Below are 17,262 nucleotides of genomic sequence, written 5' to 3'. Positions count from 1 at the left end.
GGGTGAGCACAGGCTAACCTTTGGATCGCGTCGACGGAAATCGTGGGCTGCGATCAGGTCCGAAACGAAGTGCTGCGCGTCATACTCGATCCATGGCCGACTTCAACGAGATGATCATCGACGAGTTCCGCAGCAACGGCGGGCACGTATCGACGGCGGGCTTCGGTGATGCGCTCGTCGTTCTGCACTCCATCGGTGCCAAGAGCGGTGAGATTCGGTTGAACCCGCTCATGGCAATTCCCGAGGGCGATAGTTGGCTGATTGTCGGGTCGGCAGCCGGTTCGCCGAAACATCCTGCGTGGGTCCACAATCTGCGTGCCCACCCCGCCATCGACGTCGAGATTCCCGGAGACGGTGACGTCAGGACCATTCCGGTGACCGTGTCGGAAATACCCGAGGACGAGTGGGACGCGAACTGGCAAAAATTCGTGAACGCGTCCGAGGGCTTCGCAAAATACGTCGAGACTGCAGAGGGGCGACGGTTCCCGATCTTCCGGTTGACGCCGGCCTGACTGACAGATTCCTGACTAGTGTCGGAGCATGACCGCTCCTGACGCATCGAATCTGCACCCCATTCCCGGGCAGTCGAGGGTGGTGTTGTTGAAGCCTCTGGTGTCCAGTCCACTCATCGACATCGGCGAATACACGTACTACGACGATCCGGAGTTCGCCGAGGAGTTCGCGACCCGAAACGTACTGCACCACTACGGACCTGATCGGTTGGTGATCGGCAAGTTCTGCGCCTTGGCCACCGGAGTCACGTTCATCATGAACGGGGCGAACCATCGGATGAACGGTGTGTCCACGTATCCCTTTCCCATCATGGGTGGTGCCTGGGCCGAACACTTGGATCTGGTGTCCGATCTGCCGTCGCGGGGAGACACTGTGGTGGGCCACGATGTCTGGATCGGCGGCAACGTCACCGTCATGCCGGGAGTGCGAATCGGGAACGGGGCCGTGATCTCTACCGAAAGTGTTGTCACCAAGGATGTCCCGGACTACGCCGTCGTGGGTGGTAACCCCGCCCGTGTGCTGCGAGAGCGGTTCACCGCGGACGAGACCCGGACGCTCCTGGACATCGCCTGGTGGAACTGGCCCATCGACTCGATCACCGAACGCGTCCGCACGATCGCCGATGGGTCCGTGGCCGACCTCGCTGCGGTGGCAGCGCGACTGACCTGAGTGCTACACCGCCGCAGGTGTGTTCGTGTCGGCCAGTACGCGCGCAGCGACGGCAACGCCGATCTCGGCTATCTCGGCAAGGAGGTCTGCGCGTGACCGGGTATCGGAACCGTGCACAAATGTCGTCGATCCGACAGTCGCCCCGCAGTATTCGACGATGCCGCGCTCGATCTGCGTTCGGAACGCCTCGTGCACGCCGTGCCGCTCGAAGCTGTCGGAGTCCTCGGCCGCGACCGCCACCAGGTGGACAGTGAGTCGGTCGAGCTTCTTGACGATACCGACTCCCGGGTTGTAGTCGAATGCCCATCCGCCGACGAAGACGCGATCGATCCAGCCTTTGAGCAGGGCGGGCATGGACCACCAGTACATCGGGAATGCGAGAACAAGATGGTCTGCGCGGTCGATTCGCTCCTGTTCGGCGACGACGTCCGCCGGCGCGGTACCGTTGCCGCGGAACAGATTCAGGTCGGCGGTGGAAAATCTGGGATCGAAGTTCTCCGTAGCGAGGTCGGCTGTCTCGACGGTGCCGCCCGCGATGCGAATCGCGTCCGAGACGGATGTGGCGACGTGGTGAGTAAGTGAGCCGGGATCGGAGTGGGAGACTACGACGAGTGCGTTCATGGCTGTTCCTTCGTTGAGGCGAGTAGCTATGTACCAAGAGTAGGTTACTATTCGTATATAGCGCAAGGAGGTCCGCGATGGCTCGAACGAGATTGTCCAGATCGGACAGGTACGACCAACTGGTCGAGGTCTCGTGGGCCCTCGTGCGAGCGGAGGGGGCGGACGCCCTGACGCTCGGGCGACTCGCGGAGCATGCCGGCGTCGCAAAACCGGTGGTGTACAGCCACTTCGGCTCTCGGGCCGAACTGTTGGCCGCGTTGTTCACCGAATTCGACGATCGGCAGACGGCAATGCTGGAGGAGAGCCTCGATGCTGCACCCGCTTCCTTGGGCGGACGGGCACGGGCTATTGCGAACTCGTACGTCGGTTGCGCTCTGGCTCAGGGGCGCGAGTTGACGGGTGTGCTTGCAGCGCTGGAGGGTTCACCCGAATTGGAGCAGGTGAAGCGTGCATCGGAGCGGGCGTACTCCGAGCGCTGTCGAACGCTTCTGGAGCCGTTTGCTGCGGACGGTGTCTCGGCGTCGTCACTGACTGCCGTCTTCGGTGCCGCGGATGCGCTGTCGCACGCGGCGGTATCGGGTGTCCTCGCTCCCGAGGAGGCGACCGCAGAATTGACGACGTTGATCGTCGCCGTCGTCGGTAGGGCCTGACGCTAGCTGTACGTGTGTGTCGTCATCCCGGGGAATCGGGTGCGTAACGCGTCGAGCTGGCGATGCAACTCGTACAGCGTCCGCCTCAGTGTGCGGGCTTCCTCGCTGTGCCAGGCCTGACTGCGAGAATCTCCGACCCGGGACGCTTTGCGCGCCCATTCCTCGGATTCCTCGACGCGAGTGGAGGCGGTACCGATCTCCGTCTCCAGCATGTCGGCAAACACCCGCGCCTGGGCCTCGTCCGAGCTCACCTCCATGTGCGTCCCTTCGCGAACACTGCGCCGAAGTACTCGAAATTTCGAATACCGGAGATCAGGATAGACGCCCGAAAAAATACCGATGGACCGGTTACGAGGGCTAGGTATGGGTCGGCGATCGGTCTCGGTGGGCGCAGCTTCTGATCACTACCCGGTGTGGCCGATAGTAGGATTCCCGACATGTCTGCCACGGATGGATTCGCGCCCCTGCGCGGTGCCTCCGTCGGCACTCTGTCCGCGCTGGTCACAACGACCGCGCACACGTTCGGCGGCGGGATGTTCCCGTCCGACGCTGCGGTCGTGCTGCTGGTGCTCGTGTGTGCGGCGGTCGGGTACGCGACATCGGCGGCACCGAATGTGGTGGCACCCCGCTTGCAGCTACTGGTCGTTCTGGCCACGGCTCAAGCGCTGGGACACCTGCTGCTCACCGCCGTGGACGGTCACCATCACGGTTCGATGCTCACGCAGCAGATGCTCGCAGCGCACGCCGTTGCCGTCCTGGTCGGCGCACTCGCCATTCGCGGAGCCGAGCACGGAATCCGTCGTGCAATCACTTCACTTCGCAGGGCATTGCCGCTACTGACGGCGCTCGTCGTCGACGAAAACCGCATCGCTCCGCCGCTCCCGGTGTACCGAATCCCGGCATCGACGCATCTGCTCGACCTCTCGGGCCGCGGGAACCGCGGACCACCGGCGCGCACTGCCTGAGCTCAGCCCTCCAACTCACTCGACCTGATCGTCAGGCGTCGGGTAGCGGGCTGTTGCCGTACTTCACATCGCACCCCTGGTGATTCGCGCTGCCATGACGCGGCTCGATCCGTCGTGCGATGCCACCTCGCGCATATCCGCGCGCCCACAATCTTTCCCGAGAAACGAGTCCTCGTGTCCACACCGGAACTGGAACGCGTCGCCGATCCTTCCCCACCCACCCGTCCGACCAGCCCTCGCAGTTGGCGTCCGCTCATCCTGCGTCTGCACTTCTACGCGGGCATCCTCATCGCACCGTTCATCCTGATCGCCACCATCAGCGGCGGGCTGTACGCCGTCGCACCGACAATCGAACAACTGATGTATCGGGACTATCTGCACGTCGACCCCACCGGCCCGGCCGTTCCGGTGGCCGATCAGATTCGAGCGGCGCAGGCTGAACAACCCGAGCTCACCGTCGCCGCGGTGCGCCCCGCCGCCGACCCCGGCGACACCACCCGAGTGATGTTCACCGACCCCGGCCTCGGGGAATCGAAGCGACTGGCAGTCTTCGTCGACCCCTCGACTGCGACGTCCGTGGGTGAACTCCCCGTCTACGGCTCGTCCAGCGCATTGCCGGTGCGCACCTGGATCTCCGAACTGCACCGCCATCTGCATTTGGGGGAGCCGGGCCGCCTCTACAGCGAACTTGCGGCCTCGTGGTTGTGGGTGATCGCGCTCGGCGGTCTCTACCTGTGGTTCGAGCGTTATCGGCGCAACCGAGGCAGGGCGACACTGTTCACCTTCGACCGTAAGTCGAAGGGCCGCAACAGGTCCTTGAACTGGCATGGCGTAGCCGGGATCTGGATAGCCGTCGGTCTGATCTTCCTGTCCGCCACCGGACTCACGTGGTCCACCTATGCGGGTGAGAACGTCACCGATGTGCGGTCGGCCCTGAGCTGGACCACACCCGCCGTCACCACAACCATCGGATCGTCCGACGCGGCGACGACCGATCATTCCGGTCACGGTGGGCATTCGATGGACATGTCCGCTGATGCATCTACGGTCGACAGCAATGTGGGCCGCATCGATTCGGTCCTCGATATCGCGAAAGCCAACGGCGTCGACGGAGCACTGGAGGCGTCGATCCCGGCGTCGGACGGCGTGGCGTCCGTCGTCGCCGAAACCCGTCAGCCCTGGGTGATGTCGAACAACTCCATCTCGATCGACGGCAGTTCCGGCACGGTGATCGACACTCAGTACTTCTCGGACTGGCCGCTCGCGGCCAAGCTGTCGGCGTGGGGAATTCAATTGCATATGGGGACGCTGTTCGGCGTGGCCAATCAGCTTGCGCTGCTTGCTCTTGCGATCGCACTGGCATCGGTCATCGTCCGCGGCTACATGATGTGGTGGAAACGCCGCCCCACCAGGGTAACCGGTCTCACCATGGGCCGGCCGCCTCTGCGCGGCGGTATTCGTCGCATCTCGCCGATCGCGGCGGTCGCACTGACGGTGGTCGCAGTCGGGGTCGGCTGGTTCGTCCCGCTGCTCGGGCTGAGTCTGGTGGCCTTCCTGGCGGTCGACGTCGTGCTCGGTTCGATCCGTCGAACGCGGACCAGATCAGCTAATTCCTCGGCTTCCCAACATGAAAGCGAACTCACATGAATCTCTCCCGACGTACCTCGACGATATTGGTCGCACTGTCGGTCACCGGCCTGATCCTCACCGGATGCTCCAGCAACGAGCCGGCCACCGCGGCGAAGGAGTCCGATTCCGTCGTCGTCCGCGAGCAATGGGTGAAAGCGGCCGACTCCGGGATGACGGCAGCCTTCGCCGAACTACAGAACACCGGCGACGCTGATGTGCACGTGGTCGGCGCATCCTCACCGGCATCGAGCCGAATGGAATTGCACGAGATGGCAACCGGGGCCGACGGCGCGATGGTGATGCGTCCGAAGGAGGGCGGCTTCGTCATTCCTGCGGGCGGCACGCATGTGCTCGCCGCGGGCGGCGACCACCTGATGCTGATGGATGTCACCTCCCCGCTGACCCCCGGAGCCGATGCGGAGTTCACCCTCGAGTTCGAGGATGCGTCGACGACGACGTTCACCGCCCAGGTCCGCGACTTCTCCGGTGCCCAGGAGAATTACGAACCGGGAAGCATGCACATGGACGGGTCGGCGACCCCTGCCCCGACACACGGTGGCTGACAACGAAAACCGGTCACGACGTTCGATGAGCCGGCGACGTCTCCTGGGAGGAGGCGTCGCCGCCCTCGGCATCGCAGGCGTCGGGGCAGCGACCGGTTATGGAGTCATCGGCAACCGAGCGGAAGAGACGACTACTGGAACCGACACGGTGCCGTGGCGTGGCCTGCATCAAGCTGGAATCGACACCGTTCCGCCGCAGGCACACTCGACGTTCGTCGGGTTGAACCTGCACGATCGCGTCGGGTGCGACGAGCTGATCGGGATCTTGAAGGTCTGGACCGAGGACATCGGACGGCTGACAGCCGGTGCGCCCGCGTTGGCCGATACCGAGGCCGAACTTGCGCTTCGGCCGGCTCGCCTGACCGTGACAGTGGGACTCGGTCCCGGTGTATTCGATGCGATCGGTCTGCCGGATCGGCGGCCGTCGTGGCTGGCCCCGCTCCCTACGTTCGGAATCGACCGTATGGAGCCAGGATTCACCGGAGGTGATCTGCTGCTGCAGGTGTGCTCCGATGATCCCGTCACGGTTGCGCACGCTGTGCGGGTGCTCACCAAGAACGTTCGCTCGTTGGTGACGATCGCCTGGACGCAACGCGGGTTCCGGCGCTCACGTGGCACCGAGGAATCGGGCACCACGATGCGCAATCTGATGGGACAGGTCGACGGCACCGTCAATCCAGCGGCCGGGAGCACGGACTTCGACGCTCTGGTCTGGGACGACGGGAGCGATCAGTCCTGGATGAAACACGGAACGTCGATGGTGTTGCGGCGCATCCGAATCGAGATGGACACCTGGGATGAACTGGACCGACCCGGCCGTGAACTGTCGGTGGGGCGAACTCTCGACACCGGTGCCCCGTTGACCGGAACCGCCGAGTTCGACGAGGCCGATTTCGACGCGACCGATCGATTCGGCATTCCGGTGATCCCGCCGTCCTCGCACATTGCGCGTGCCCGACATTCTCACGCCGGGGAACGCATCTTCAGACGGGCCTACAACTACGACGACCCACCGGCCGCCGGTGCGTTGTCGAATTCCGGCCTGCTGTTCGCGAGCTACCAGCGCAATGTGCTCACCCAGTTCCTGCCGATTCAGCAGCGTCTCGACGAATTCGATGCACTGAACGAATGGACAACGCCTATCGGGTCAGCGGTGTTCGCGATAGTGCCTGGCGTGGTCGACGACGGATATCTGGGGCAAAGCCTGCTCGGGTAAGCCGAACAACCGGACCGGAGTGTTCACGATCGTCCTTGGCCGGCGGGATTCCGCAACTCGGGGGCGATCGTGAACAACCAGGTTCGCTACACCCGCACCAGAGCGCTGTCGACACTGGACAGCGCGAGGCCCATGCTGGTGGTCATGCCGATTCCGGTGGTGACGGTGACGATGTGCACGCCGTCGATGGGTTCTTCGAGCAGGAACTCCGAACCCGGTGCCGAGCAGTACGTGCCCTGCCATCGTTCGGTGACGTCGATGCGTTCGACTCCGAACAGCGACTTGGCTTCGGTGAGAAGAACCTCGAATCCCTCCTCGCTCTGGAAGGGAGACGTGGTGATCTCGCGAACATGCGTGTCACCCAACAGAATCGACCCGTCCGGCTGCGGGGTGTACATCTGGTGCAGATCGAGTTCGACGTAGTCGGGGTGTTCGGCCTGCAGGCGAGCGGCGACATCTGCGACGGCGGGAAGGTTCTCGAAGCCCGAGTACCGGAGCAGCGACCAACCGGTGAACAACGGCGAGGGTAGCGGCGCGCGCAGTGGCAGGGACGCGCGCATCATGTGCAGTCGGCATCGCACCAGACCGCCGCGTTCCGCGTACTCGGGGAAGAGTCGATCGATGTCGTGATTGACGGTGACGAAGGTGGTGCCTGCGTACAGGTCGCCGCGTGAGGTGTGGACGACTCCCGGCGTGAACGACGTTGCGGCGGTGCGCCAGTGGAAGTCCACCCCGGAGGCGTCGAGCCAGCGCGCGATGGCCGGTGCGGCGGCACGCGGGTCGACCTGAACGTCGGTCGGCATGTACAGGCCGCCCACCACATCGGTGTCGGCGATCGGCAGCCGGTCGAGCACCTCGCGGCGGTCCATCAACCGCGCGTGGTCGGGGCCGCGCAGTTCGGCGAATTGCTCGAGCACCGCGAATTCGTCCTCGTGCCGAGCCACGCAGTGCGTGCCGGACTCGGCAGCCCAGAAGCCGGCCGTGTGGGCCAGCTCGAGCCAGTGACTGCGACCGACCCTGGCGTACTCGAGCGCGTCCCCGGATTGCGCTGTGATGCAGGCGTGTCCGAAGTTCTGTACCGACGCGCCCGCGACCCGGTCTGCATGATCCACCACTGCGACGGTGAGGCCGCGTCGGTGCGCGTGGTATGCGTGAGCGAGGCCGACTATCCCGGCCCCGACGACCACGACGTCGTATTCTGTGGTCATATCAGGCGTCCATGACAGCGGTGAACGTCATCCGGTCACCGCGATAGAGCGAACGTCGGTGCTCGATGGGAATCCCGTCGGTGTCGTAGGAGACGCGGCCGAGCAGGAACATCGGCGTTCGGGTGTCGACGGTGAGGAGCGCAGCCTCTCGGGCGTCGGGTAGGACAGTTTCGATGGTGTCGACTACTCGCCCGAAGATTATTCCGCGCGTTCGCAATTCGGCGTAGAGCGAGGTTCGGTGATCGAAGCTGTCCGGCAACCCCGGAATCCGGTGCGCAGGTATACGGGTCGTTTCCAGGCCCACTCGGACGTCGCCGGTGGTGAAGACGCGCTCGAGTTGCACCACATCTGCACCGATGTCGATTCCGAGTAGCTCCGCCAGGGCGTCGTCGGCCCGGAAGGTATCCCAACCCACCAGAATTCGAGTAGCGCTCATACCCTTCTCGCGCGCTGCCTCGGTGTACGAACCGATGGCGAGCGGCAGTACGACCTTGGGCTCGGCAACCACCGTGGCGCGCCCACGACGTTCTATTCGACCCGCCACCAACAGCTCTCGGATGGCTTGGCGCAATGTCTCGCGGGAGACGTCGTATCGATCGGCGAGATCGCGTTCGGACGGAAATGCGTCGCCGGCGGCCATGCCGTCGAGCATCGCGTCGAGGCTTCTTCGCACGATCTGGTGCTTGAGCACCCGGGGTTCGGTGTCCACAACCATGAGCCGACCATAGCATCAATTGGTCTAGACCTAATTGTTGCGTGACGTTCACGATTCGTTCATCGAAGTTCCACGCAATGGTCTATACCAAACGGCAATCTCTACCTCATGCCGAACACCACCGACCCGAACACTCGCGACATCGAACTCATCGTCCTCGACATGGCGGGAACCACCGTCACCGACGACGGACTCGTACTGGATGCATTCGACGCCGCGGCGACGGCCGTGGGACTTGCGAACGACGGGCCCGAACGCGATGACGCCCGACGCTACGTACTCGACACCATGGGGCAGTCCAAGATCGAGGTGTTCCGGGCATTGTTCGGATCCGAGGAGCGCGCCCAGGCCGCCAACCGGGAATTCGAGTCTGCCTACGACGCCCGCATCGACGACGGCATCGCGCCCATCCCGGGTGCAGCCCAGGCCATCACGGCGCTGCGCGAATCCGGGATCAGCGTCGTCCTGACAACCGGATTCTCGGCTACGACGCAGCGGCGCATCATCGACACGCTCGGCTGGCAGGATCTGCCCGACGCCTTCCTCGCGCCCGGCGATGCCGGTCGCGGCCGACCACACCCGGACCTCGTCCTCTCGGCTGCGTTGCGCTCCGAGGTCAGTGACATCGCTGCCGTCGCGGTCGTCGGTGACACCTCGAGCGACATCCTGTCCGGTCGGCGGGCCGGCGCGTCCGTACTCGTCGGTGTGCTCACCGGTGCTCACTCTGCGGACCTACTCCGCGAAGCCGGTGCCACTCACGTGCTCGACAGCGTTGCCGAGCTCCCCCACATCGTTCTGCCCTGAACGCTCACTCCACCGAACGGAACCCACGCCATGATCATCACCTCTCGCCGTCGTGCCGTAGCCGCTGCGGCATTGCTGTCCGCTACTGCCCTCGTGGCAGCCGGTTGCTCCAGTTCTTCCGACGGAGCCACGACCGAGCAAGGATTTCCCGAAACCATCACGCTCGCCGCCATTCCCGCCGAGAACTCGACCGATCTGAAGGCCAGCTACGACCCGGTCATCGAGCGGCTGGAGAAGGAGACCGGAGCCACGGTCGAGTTCATCCAGGCCTCCGACTACGCCGGTGTGGTCGAGGGCTTGATCGCAGGCAATGTCGACCTCGCATTCTTCGGCCCGTTCGCCTACGTCGTGGCCGGTATCAACGGGGCCGAGATGACACCGTTGGGTGCCGTCATCCAGGACAAGGGTGGCAAGCCCGGGTACCAGTCCTACGGAATCGCCCGGTCGGACAATGCTTCGGTCAGTGATCTCGCAGACTACGCAGGAAAGAAGGTCTGCTTCGTCGACCCGAGCTCGACCTCCGGATTCCTTTACCCCACAGCGGGACTGACCGAAGACAAGGTCATCGCATCGGGCTCGGAGGCCGACATCTCTGCGGCGATGACCCCGATCTATGCCGGCGGACACGATGCATCGGTACTTGCTGTGAAAGCGGGTGATTGCGACGCCGGATTCGCGTTCGACACCATGGTCGACCGAACGATGATCGACAACGGCGAGATCGCACCCGGCGAGCTGAGGACCGTCTGGAAGTCCGAGACGATCGCCGGATCGCTCTTCGCGGCCAACAACGATCTGGGTACCGATGCCATCGCGAAACTGCAGGACGTATTCAGTGAGGGCATGAACTCGGATGCGTTCGTCGCCGACGGTATCTGCGCCGAGGAATGCCGCATCACCGACGAGGATGCATGGGGCGTCGTCCCGGCCCAGGACAGCGACTACGACGGCGTGCGCCACGTATGCGAGGTCACCGGTTCCGAGAAGTGCACGGGCTGATGACATCCACACCCATGGGCACGCGGGACGTGGTTGTCAGCGTCCGTAACGTCACCAAGACGTTCGGGCCGACCACCGCGCTCCAGGACGTCAACCTCGACGTTCATCGCAGTGAAATGCTGGTGTTGCTGGGGCTTTCGGGTTCCGGCAAGTCGACGCTGTTGCGGTGCATCAACGGGCTGCATCCCGTCACCTCGGGCAACATCACCGCTCTCGACATTCGCGTCGATCTGGCGAACCGTCGCCGGGTGCGCGAGTTGCGCCGCGACGTCGGTTTCATCTTTCAACACTTCAATCTCGTCGGTCGGTTGAGCTGCCTCGAAAACGTACTCGTGGGCGGCGTCGGTCGGCTGTCCCTTCCCCGGTACGGAGCACTCACGTACCCGAAGGCGATGCGAGAGGAGGCTCGTGCCTGTCTCGACCGAGTCGGGTTGGCGGACTTCGCCGAACGCCGTGCCGACACGCTGTCCGGTGGACAGCAGCAACGGGTGGCGATCGCCCGGACGTTGATGCAGCGGCCCCGGATCGTCCTCGCGGACGAGCCGGTCGCGTCCCTCGACCCCGAGAATGCAGGCGTGGTCATGGACCTGTTGCAAAGAGTGTGCCGTGAGGAGAAGCTGACCGTGGTGTGCACATTGCATCAGGTCGATCTCGCGCTGGGTTGGGCGCATCGGCTCGTGGGTCTACGAGACGGACGGGTGGTGCTCGACCGCCCGGCCGCAGGGCTCGAGCGCGAGGACATCATGCCGATCTATCAGCGGATCACCCCCGACCCCGGGAACAGGTCCGCGGTGGCACCGACATGACAGTCACGGCGTCGCCACAGCCGACGAAGACTGCAGCGCACAACGATCCGCGTCGACCACGATGGCTGTTTCCGCTGTTGAGCGTTGCTGCCCTGGTTCTCACGGTACTGTCTGCCGGGTTCATCGACTTTGCGCCCACCACATTGCTCGACGGTCTCGACGACGTCGGCAATCTCCTCGAACGGATGCTGCCGCCCCGCGTCGACGACACCGGCCGGATCGTCTCACTCGCAGTCGAAACATTGCTCATGGCGGTGCTGGGTACTGTGCTCGCGGCGATCGTCTCGATACCGCTCGCCTTCCTTGCCGCGCGGAATACCTCGCCGCATCCGATGTTGCACAGTGTGGCTCGCGCAATCATCACGTTCTGTCGGGCGATGCCGGATCTGCTGTTCGCGGTGCTGTTCGTCAGGGCGCTGGGGATCGGGGTGCTGCCCGGCATCCTCGCCCTCGCGCTGCACTCGATCGGCATGCTCGGCAAACTGTTCGCCGATGCCATCGAGGAGACCGACGTGGGACCGCGCGAGGCGCTGCGCGCCGCCGGAGCGGGCTACTTTCGAGAGATGATCAATGCCGTTGTACCGCAGGTTGTTCCGGCATGGATCGGAGCGTTCGTCTATCGGATCGACATCAACCTACGTATGTCGGTTGTTCTCGGATTCGTCGGAGCCGGCGGTATCGGCTTCGCCCTGCAGGACGCCCTGCGCGGATTGATCTACCCGCGTGCTCTCGGAATCGTGTTGGTGATCCTGGTGATCATCGCGGCAATGGAACTGGTGGCCATGGCTCTTCGCCGCATGTTGCTTGTTCCGTCCGCGGCCGGCCCGCAGCGAGATCGACTGATGCGGATCGGAGCGTCGGCCGTGCTGGTCGTCGCGGTGGTGTCGTCCTTCGCGGTCCTCGAGCTGGATCCGCGGTCGCTGCTGACGTGGATCGGGCCGTCGGTCGAGGTGTTCGGAAGAATGGTCCCCCCGGATTTCTCGTCCCTGGGATCGGACCTGCTCGACGCCGCCGTCCAGACCGTCGCCATCGGTGTGGTGGCCACCGCAATCGGAGTCGTACTGTCGATACCCGTCGGAGTGCTGGCCGCGCGCAACGCAACTCCGCATCCCGCGGTGTATTGGGTGGCGAGATCCTGGATCCTGTTGGTTCGCGCCGTTCCCGAACTCATCCTCGCGGTCGTGTTCGTCGCGGCGCTCGGATTGGGTCCGGTGGCGGGAACCTGCGCATTGGCCATCGGATCCGTCGGATTTCTCGGCAAGCTCGTCGCCGACGCCATCGAGGAAATCGATCCCGGGCCCCTCGAGGCCGTCGCGTCGGTCGGTGGAGGTTGGTGGAACAGAACGCTCAGTGCCGTTGTCCCTCAGGCTGTCCCGTCGATGGTGGGCTCGAGTCTCTACCTGCTCGACGTGAACATCCGTACCTCCACCATCCTGGGGATCGTAGGTGCGGGAGGTATCGGTTTCCTGCTCTTCGAGTCCATTCGCACTCTGAATTTCGATGTTGCCGGTGCCATCGTTCTGGTGATCTTCGTCGTCGTGTACATCGTGGAAAGGATCTCGGGGTGGATCAGATCACTGTTGGTGTGACACGAGCCGCGGTGTGGGTCGGTAACGGAATCGAGATGCGGGACATCGAGATTCCTGCCCTCGCGCCGGGCGACCTGCTGGTCCGAGTCGATCTCGCAACGGTGTGCGGGAGTGATCTGCATACGGTATCGGGACGCCGTGCCGGTGCGTGCCCGTCGGTACTCGGACACGAGGCCGTCGGCCACGTGGTCTCCGTCGGCGGCGACACGTCGAGCGCAGCAGTGGGGGATCGGATCGTGTGGTCGGTCACCGTGCCCTGTGGCCGGTGCGTACGGTGCGCGGCCGGTTTCACGGCCAAATGTTCGGACGTGCGCAAGGTGGGGCACGAGTCTGCCCGGAGCACATGGTCTCTCAGCGGCTCGTATGCCCGACACATCGTGCTTCCGCGCGGCACCGCTGTGGCGCACGTGCCCGATACGATGCCCGACGCAGTCGCCGCACCGGCTGCGTGTGCGACGGCCACGGTCATGGCGGCTCTCGAGGCGGCCGGCGCTCTCGACGGAAAGAGAGTCCTGATCGTCGGTGCAGGAATGCTGGGCATCTCGGCCGCTGCGGCAGCCACCGAGCGGGGCGCGACGGTCCGCGTGCTCGATCGAGACCCGGAACGGCAGGGGCGATCGCGTGACTTCGGTGCCGACGGCGACGACGGTGGACCGACGGATGTCGCCATCGACTTCTCCGGTGCGTCGTCCGCTGTGCAGTCGGCTCTATCGAGACTCGACGTCGGCGGTCGCCTGGTGCTTGCCGGTTCCGTCTCGCCGGGTCCATCGATCACGGTGGACCCCGAAACCGTAGTGCGTCAGTGGCTCACGGTCACCGGCGTCCACAACTACGAGCCACGACACCTCCACCAGGCGGTCGCGTTTCTGCGAGACACCGTGGACAGATATCCGTGGGAATCCCTCGTCGAGCCACCGGTGCGTCTGGAGGAGCTCGCGTCGGTGTTGCGGCCGACGCCGCCGGGCATCCTGCGATCCTCGGTCGCGCCCTAGGGGCTTCGAGAGATTGCGCTGTGCGCACACGGGATACACCATCTGCATGCCCGAAGGCGACACCGTGTTCGTACTGGCCGCGAGGCTGCGGCGCGCGTTGGACGGCGCGCCGTTGCGGGTCGGCAGGCTGAACGTGCCGGCACACGCGGTGGAGAATCTGGCCGGCCGACGCGTCGTCGCACATCGAACCCACGGGAAGCATCTGTTCACCGATTTCGACGACGGCACCACATTGCACACACATCTGCGGATGAGCGGTTCGTGGACGGTGGTGCGGGCCGGGCGATCGATTCCGCAGCGGGTGCGTCCGGACGTTCGTGTGCAGTTGGCCGTGGTCGATGGGCCTACCGCCTATGGGATTCTGCTACCGGTGGTCGACTACGGATTCACCGCCGACATGGATGCACTGGTCGCACATCTCGGGCCGGATCCGCTGCAGCCCACGTTCGACGCCGACAGAGCAGCGGCCAATGTGGTTGCTCAACAGGATCGCCCGATCATCGCAACTCTGCTGGATCAGAGAGTGGTTGCCGGCCCCGGCAATTTGTGGGCGAACGAGCTGTGTTTCCTCCGCGGACTGTGGCCGTGGACACCGTCGCGTGAAGTAGATCCACAGAAGTTGATTGCGTTGCTCGAGCGGGCGATGCGGCACTCCGCAACAACGCCGGGGGCGATGCAGGTCACTACCGGTGACACTCGAAAGGGTCGCTCGCACTGGGTCGCCGGACGGGCAGGCAAGCCATGCCTGCGGTGCGGAACACGCATTCGGGTGGTTGCCGAAGTGCCGGCAGATCCGGATCGGCGTCGAACGTGGTGGTGTCCGAGATGCCAACCGGAGAGATAGCGACGAGCGGTCGATCGCTGTTGACTCAACGACATAACCGCCCGCGGATACCGCGTGTTCGTTGCGGTACCACCCACAGGCTTCCTCGAGCGAGGAAATCGAAACCTGGGAGGCGGTCAGAAGGTCGAGTTGGTGGGGTGATCGGTACTTACCAGATCCTGAGCCACTGTACGCAGGGGCTGATTTTGCTGCTGCGACAGCTTGGCGAGCAACTCGAACGCTTGGACTGCATCGAGGTCGTAGCGCTCCATGATCATCCCCTTGGCCTGACCGATCAGGTCGCGGCTCGCCAGTCCCGTTCGGAACTGCTCGTTGTCGCGGGCACTGAGCAGGGCGATCGCGGCGTGGGCGGCGAGTGCCTCACCGATCTCGACTGCGTCGGCGTCGAAGGCCCCGGGTTCATTGCTGTAGAAGACCAATGCGCCGAGGTCATCGGCATTGCTGTAGAGCTGAAATGCGGCCAGCGACTTGAAACCCGCGCCGACGGCAAGGACGGCGAATTCCGGCCATCGTGGTTCGGACGTGAGGTCGTCCGACACGACGACGTCGAAATGACGGACCTCGGTGGGAATGGGGCCCTGGTCGAGTTCGTACTGAAGTCGACACAGCTCCTCGGCAAGAGGATCGGTGGACGCAACGACCGTTCGCTCACCCTTGCTCACGGTGGTGACGCAACCGACGGTTGCGCCCGGGATGAGCCGAATCGCAGTACGCAAAATTTCGCTGATCGTCTCGGGCATCGAACGACGGGTATCGCGAAGAGACCGCGCGAACTCGGCCAGCATCGAAGCCTGGGACGTACTGGCAGGGTGTCTATCGGTCGACTGTTGCGACATTCACACTGTCCTCTCGCATGGGACCTCTGCCGTCATTCGCCGGAGAAATCCACGAACATGCGCCGTCTGCTGGACGCCCTGCCGGCCGCCGAGGCCGGTGCTGTGCACTTTATACGGGTGCAAACCAGAGGGGACCGCCGATCGTGCGATCGACGGTCCCCTCTGCGGAAAGACTTACTTGAAGGTGTCCTTGATGTTCTCGCCGACCTTCTTCACGCCGGCCGAACTCTGGTCCTTCTTGCCCTCGGCCTCGAGGTCCTTGTTGTTGGTGGCGTCACCCACAACTTCCTTGGCCTTGCCGATTGCGTCTTCTGCTGCGTTCTTGGCCTTGTCGATGAAGCTCATGTGAGTTCCTTTCCTCGTCCTGGGTTGGTACTGGTTACTTAGTCGAGGGCCACCTTCCGAAGCGCACGTGTGCATCAAGAGATCTAGGTCACACACACCGTCGACGTTTCCACGACGCCGGCTGTGGATACATTCGACCGATGATGGTCGCCAAAGTGGACAGTTATCAGCGCAAACACCGGTCGGCAGGTTTCCCGCTGGCGGTGCTGTACAAGTTTCTCGACGACCGAGGCGGCTATCTGGCAGCACTGATCGCGTACTACTCGTTCCTCTCACTGTTTCCGCTCCTGCTGCTGTTCACCACGGTGTTGGGGATCGTGCTGGCCGGCGACCCGGAGCTGCAGGCCCGAATTCTCGATTCGGCGATGAGTCAAATTCCCGTGATCGGCGATCAACTCGGTCAGCCCGATCGCCTCAGCGGCGGAACTACGGCCATCGTCATCGGTGTCGTCGGGTCGCTGTACGGCGGGCTCGGGGTCTCCCTGGCCGCCCAGTACGCGATGAACACGGCATGGTCGGTACCCCGAAACGAGCAACCGGATCCGATCAAGGGACGCCTGCGCGGGTTGGTGTTGCTGAGCACCGTCGGCACGGCGATCATCGGGTTGACGGTCCTGAACGGTGTCGCGTCCTCGGGGGTGTTCGGCTTCGCGGGCGGCGCGTTGGCACTGATCGGTGCGGTGGTCGTCAACGTCGTGGTCTTCACCGCAGCGTTTCGTATCGGAACCGCACGTCCACTGAGTGTTCGCGAGGTTCTGCCCGGTGCGGCGATCGCCGCCGTGATCTGGCAGGCGCTCCAATCCTTCGGCGGAATCTACATTCGGTACGTCGTCGGCAATGCCAGCGCGGCCAACGGAATCTTCGCGATCGTCCTCGGTCTGCTGGGCTTCCTCTACGTCGCGTCGGTGCTGATCGTGCTGTGCATCGAGATCAATGCCGTGCGAGTCGATCACCTGCACCCCAGAGCATTGCTCACGCCGTTCACCGACAACGTCGAACTCACCGAAGGGGACAAGAACTCCTACACCGGCCAGGCAGAAGCGCAGCGGAACAAGGGATTCCAGGACATCACGGTGACCTACGACGAGCCGGATTCGGTAGCCGAAGAGGACTCGTCGAAATGATGTGACGGGGGGTCGATCGGGTTCGCAAACGCGCGCGCATTCGTTAGGTGCGAGTGGAATACGTTCTTTGCCAGGCTGATCGTGAGACAGTCGGCGTGAACGCGGGGAACGGACAACATGATGATCGATGTCGCAATAGGACGTACTGCCACGGGTGCACGATCGTTCCCCCTC

The 17,262-nt window shown here is 64.0% G+C and carries 20 protein-coding genes; 14 read left to right on the top strand and 6 right to left on the bottom strand.

The features are described from left to right. Positions 1-92: 92 nt before the first annotated feature. Together ASG84_RS20520 and ASG84_RS20515 are read left to right on the top strand one after the other, a co-directional pair. The gene (locus tag ASG84_RS20520) at positions 93-512 is read left to right on the top strand and encodes a nitroreductase/quinone reductase family protein (RefSeq protein ID WP_057478854.1); all 420 of its coding nucleotides are present in this window, start codon (positions 93-95) and stop codon (positions 510-512) included. A 28-nt stretch (positions 513-540) separates the two neighbouring features. Next, the gene (locus ASG84_RS20515) at positions 541-1,182 is read left to right on the top strand and encodes a CatB-related O-acetyltransferase (RefSeq protein WP_057478853.1); all 642 of its coding nucleotides are present in this window, start codon (positions 541-543) and stop codon (positions 1,180-1,182) included. 3 nt (positions 1,183-1,185) lie between these two features. Here ASG84_RS20515 and ASG84_RS20510 read toward each other — a convergent pair whose 3' ends face one another. Further along, positions 1,186-1,803 (bottom strand): NAD(P)H-dependent oxidoreductase, encoded by a 618-nt coding sequence (locus ASG84_RS20510; RefSeq protein ID WP_057478852.1) that lies wholly within the window; start codon positions 1,801-1,803, stop codon positions 1,186-1,188. A gap of 77 nt (positions 1,804-1,880) precedes the next feature. Here ASG84_RS20510 and ASG84_RS20505 point away from each other — a divergent pair, with 77 nt between their 5' ends. Next, complete coding sequence (locus ASG84_RS20505) at positions 1,881-2,453, top strand: TetR/AcrR family transcriptional regulator (protein ID WP_057478851.1); 573 nt, start codon at positions 1,881-1,883, stop codon at positions 2,451-2,453. 2 nt (positions 2,454-2,455) lie between these two features. Here ASG84_RS20505 and ASG84_RS20500 read toward each other — a convergent pair whose 3' ends face one another. After that, positions 2,456-2,710, bottom strand: coding sequence for a hypothetical protein (locus ASG84_RS20500; RefSeq protein ID WP_057478850.1), 255 nt, complete (start codon positions 2,708-2,710; stop codon positions 2,456-2,458). A 180-nt stretch (positions 2,711-2,890) separates the two neighbouring features. Here ASG84_RS20500 and ASG84_RS20495 point away from each other — a divergent pair, with 180 nt between their 5' ends. From ASG84_RS20495 to ASG84_RS20480, 4 genes are all read left to right on the top strand, one after another. Beyond that, entirely contained in the window at positions 2,891-3,418 is a 528-nt protein-coding gene (locus ASG84_RS20495) for a hypothetical protein (protein ID WP_057478849.1), read from the top strand. A 174-nt stretch (positions 3,419-3,592) separates the two neighbouring features. Next, positions 3,593-5,065 (top strand): PepSY-associated TM helix domain-containing protein, encoded by a 1,473-nt coding sequence (locus ASG84_RS20490; protein WP_057478848.1) that lies wholly within the window; start codon positions 3,593-3,595, stop codon positions 5,063-5,065. Then, positions 5,062-5,610, top strand: coding sequence for a copper chaperone PCu(A)C (locus ASG84_RS20485; RefSeq protein ID WP_057478847.1), 549 nt, complete (start codon positions 5,062-5,064; stop codon positions 5,608-5,610). Before ASG84_RS20490 ends, ASG84_RS20485 begins: the two co-directional genes overlap by 4 nt. Before the next feature lie 25 nt (positions 5,611-5,635). Further along, positions 5,636-6,826 carry a Dyp-type peroxidase gene (locus ASG84_RS20480; RefSeq protein WP_057478846.1) on the top strand — a complete coding sequence of 397 codons (1,191 nt, stop codon included), beginning with the start codon at positions 5,636-5,638 and terminating at the stop codon, positions 6,824-6,826. A gap of 86 nt (positions 6,827-6,912) precedes the next feature. Here the strand turns inward: ASG84_RS20480 and ASG84_RS20475 are convergent, their stop codons facing one another. Beyond that, positions 6,913-8,034: a TIGR03364 family FAD-dependent oxidoreductase gene (locus tag ASG84_RS20475; RefSeq protein WP_057478845.1), complete on the bottom strand. Its 1,122-nt coding sequence runs from the start codon at positions 8,032-8,034 to the stop codon at positions 6,913-6,915. A 1-nt stretch (position 8,035) separates the two neighbouring features. Further along, on the bottom strand, positions 8,036-8,749 hold the full coding sequence (locus ASG84_RS20470) for a GntR family transcriptional regulator (protein WP_200936641.1): 714 nt from the start codon (positions 8,747-8,749) through the stop codon (positions 8,036-8,038). 108 nt (positions 8,750-8,857) lie between these two features. On the opposite strand from ASG84_RS20470, the gene ASG84_RS20465 reads away from it, so the two are divergent. From ASG84_RS20465 to ASG84_RS20440, 6 genes are read left to right on the top strand one after another with little or no spacing between them, the layout of a single operon-like run. After that, complete coding sequence (locus tag ASG84_RS20465) at positions 8,858-9,553, top strand: phosphonatase-like hydrolase (protein ID WP_057478844.1); 696 nt, start codon at positions 8,858-8,860, stop codon at positions 9,551-9,553. Between the two features lie 30 nt (positions 9,554-9,583). Then, positions 9,584-10,552: a phosphate/phosphite/phosphonate ABC transporter substrate-binding protein gene (locus tag ASG84_RS20460; RefSeq protein WP_057478843.1), complete on the top strand. Its 969-nt coding sequence runs from the start codon at positions 9,584-9,586 to the stop codon at positions 10,550-10,552. After that, entirely contained in the window at positions 10,552-11,358 is an 807-nt protein-coding gene (gene phnC, locus ASG84_RS20455) for a phosphonate ABC transporter ATP-binding protein (RefSeq protein ID WP_057479051.1), read from the top strand. Before ASG84_RS20460 ends, phnC begins: the two co-directional genes overlap by 1 nt. Next, positions 11,355-12,947 (top strand): phosphonate ABC transporter, permease protein PhnE, encoded by a 1,593-nt coding sequence (gene phnE / locus ASG84_RS20450; protein ID WP_057478842.1) that lies wholly within the window; start codon positions 11,355-11,357, stop codon positions 12,945-12,947. Before phnC ends, phnE begins: the two co-directional genes overlap by 4 nt. Then, complete coding sequence (locus ASG84_RS20445) at positions 12,923-13,939, top strand: zinc-binding dehydrogenase (RefSeq protein ID WP_057478841.1); 1,017 nt, start codon at positions 12,923-12,925, stop codon at positions 13,937-13,939. Before phnE ends, ASG84_RS20445 begins: the two co-directional genes overlap by 25 nt. A 46-nt stretch (positions 13,940-13,985) precedes the next feature. Next, the gene (locus ASG84_RS20440; RefSeq protein ID WP_057479050.1) at positions 13,986-14,783 is read left to right on the top strand and encodes a DNA-formamidopyrimidine glycosylase family protein; all 798 of its coding nucleotides are present in this window, start codon (positions 13,986-13,988) and stop codon (positions 14,781-14,783) included. 116 nt (positions 14,784-14,899) lie between these two features. Here ASG84_RS20440 and ASG84_RS20435 read toward each other — a convergent pair whose 3' ends face one another. Beyond that, entirely contained in the window at positions 14,900-15,523 is a 624-nt protein-coding gene (locus ASG84_RS20435) for a GAF and ANTAR domain-containing protein (RefSeq protein WP_235581761.1), read from the bottom strand. A 270-nt stretch (positions 15,524-15,793) separates the two neighbouring features. After that, positions 15,794-15,964 (bottom strand): CsbD family protein, encoded by a 171-nt coding sequence (locus tag ASG84_RS20430; RefSeq protein WP_057478839.1) that lies wholly within the window; start codon positions 15,962-15,964, stop codon positions 15,794-15,796. A 140-nt stretch (positions 15,965-16,104) separates the two neighbouring features. On the opposite strand from ASG84_RS20430, the gene ASG84_RS20425 reads away from it, so the two are divergent. Further along, positions 16,105-17,088, top strand: coding sequence for a YihY/virulence factor BrkB family protein (locus ASG84_RS20425; protein ID WP_442971003.1), 984 nt, complete (start codon positions 16,105-16,107; stop codon positions 17,086-17,088). Positions 17,089-17,262: the final 174 nt, after the last annotated feature.

Source organism: Rhodococcus sp. Leaf278 (assembly GCF_001426085.1).
GTDB lineage: Bacteria > Actinomycetota > Actinomycetes > Mycobacteriales > Mycobacteriaceae > Rhodococcoides.
The sequence above is the reverse complement of the archived record's forward strand: the minus strand, read 5'-3'. Positions and strand labels throughout refer to the sequence as shown.

What these genes read in the sequence shown, in the direction of transcription:
- ASG84_RS20520 (WP_057478854.1), top strand. Translation starts at nt 93, where the DNA reads ATGGCCGACTTCAACGAGATGATCATCGACGAGTTCCGCAGCAACGGC.
- ASG84_RS20515 (WP_057478853.1), top strand. Translation starts at nt 541, where the DNA reads ATGACCGCTCCTGACGCATCGAATCTGCACCCCATTCCCGGGCAGTCG.
- ASG84_RS20510 (WP_057478852.1), bottom strand. Translation starts at nt 1,803, where the DNA reads ATGAACGCACTCGTCGTAGTCTCCCACTCCGATCCCGGCTCACTTACT.
- ASG84_RS20505 (WP_057478851.1), top strand. Translation starts at nt 1,881, where the DNA reads ATGGCTCGAACGAGATTGTCCAGATCGGACAGGTACGACCAACTGGTC.
- ASG84_RS20500 (WP_057478850.1), bottom strand. Translation starts at nt 2,710, where the DNA reads ATGGAGGTGAGCTCGGACGAGGCCCAGGCGCGGGTGTTTGCCGACATG.
- ASG84_RS20495 (WP_057478849.1), top strand. Translation starts at nt 2,891, where the DNA reads ATGTCTGCCACGGATGGATTCGCGCCCCTGCGCGGTGCCTCCGTCGGC.
- ASG84_RS20485 (WP_057478847.1), top strand. Translation starts at nt 5,062, where the DNA reads ATGAATCTCTCCCGACGTACCTCGACGATATTGGTCGCACTGTCGGTC.
- ASG84_RS20480 (WP_057478846.1), top strand. Translation starts at nt 5,636, where the DNA reads ATGAGCCGGCGACGTCTCCTGGGAGGAGGCGTCGCCGCCCTCGGCATC.
- ASG84_RS20475 (WP_057478845.1), bottom strand. Translation starts at nt 8,034, where the DNA reads ATGACCACAGAATACGACGTCGTGGTCGTCGGGGCCGGGATAGTCGGC.
- ASG84_RS20470 (WP_200936641.1), bottom strand. Translation starts at nt 8,749, where the DNA reads ATGGTTGTGGACACCGAACCCCGGGTGCTCAAGCACCAGATCGTGCGA.
- ASG84_RS20465 (WP_057478844.1), top strand. Translation starts at nt 8,858, where the DNA reads ATGCCGAACACCACCGACCCGAACACTCGCGACATCGAACTCATCGTC.
- ASG84_RS20460 (WP_057478843.1), top strand. Translation starts at nt 9,584, where the DNA reads ATGATCATCACCTCTCGCCGTCGTGCCGTAGCCGCTGCGGCATTGCTG.
- phnC (WP_057479051.1), top strand. Translation starts at nt 10,552, where the DNA reads ATGACATCCACACCCATGGGCACGCGGGACGTGGTTGTCAGCGTCCGT.
- phnE (WP_057478842.1), top strand. Translation starts at nt 11,355, where the DNA reads ATGACAGTCACGGCGTCGCCACAGCCGACGAAGACTGCAGCGCACAAC.
- ASG84_RS20440 (WP_057479050.1), top strand. Translation starts at nt 13,986, where the DNA reads ATGCCCGAAGGCGACACCGTGTTCGTACTGGCCGCGAGGCTGCGGCGC.
- ASG84_RS20435 (WP_235581761.1), bottom strand. Translation starts at nt 15,523, where the DNA reads ATGCCCGAGACGATCAGCGAAATTTTGCGTACTGCGATTCGGCTCATC.
- ASG84_RS20430 (WP_057478839.1), bottom strand. Translation starts at nt 15,964, where the DNA reads ATGAGCTTCATCGACAAGGCCAAGAACGCAGCAGAAGACGCAATCGGC.
- ASG84_RS20425 (WP_442971003.1), top strand. Translation starts at nt 16,105, where the DNA reads ATGATGGTCGCCAAAGTGGACAGTTATCAGCGCAAACACCGGTCGGCA.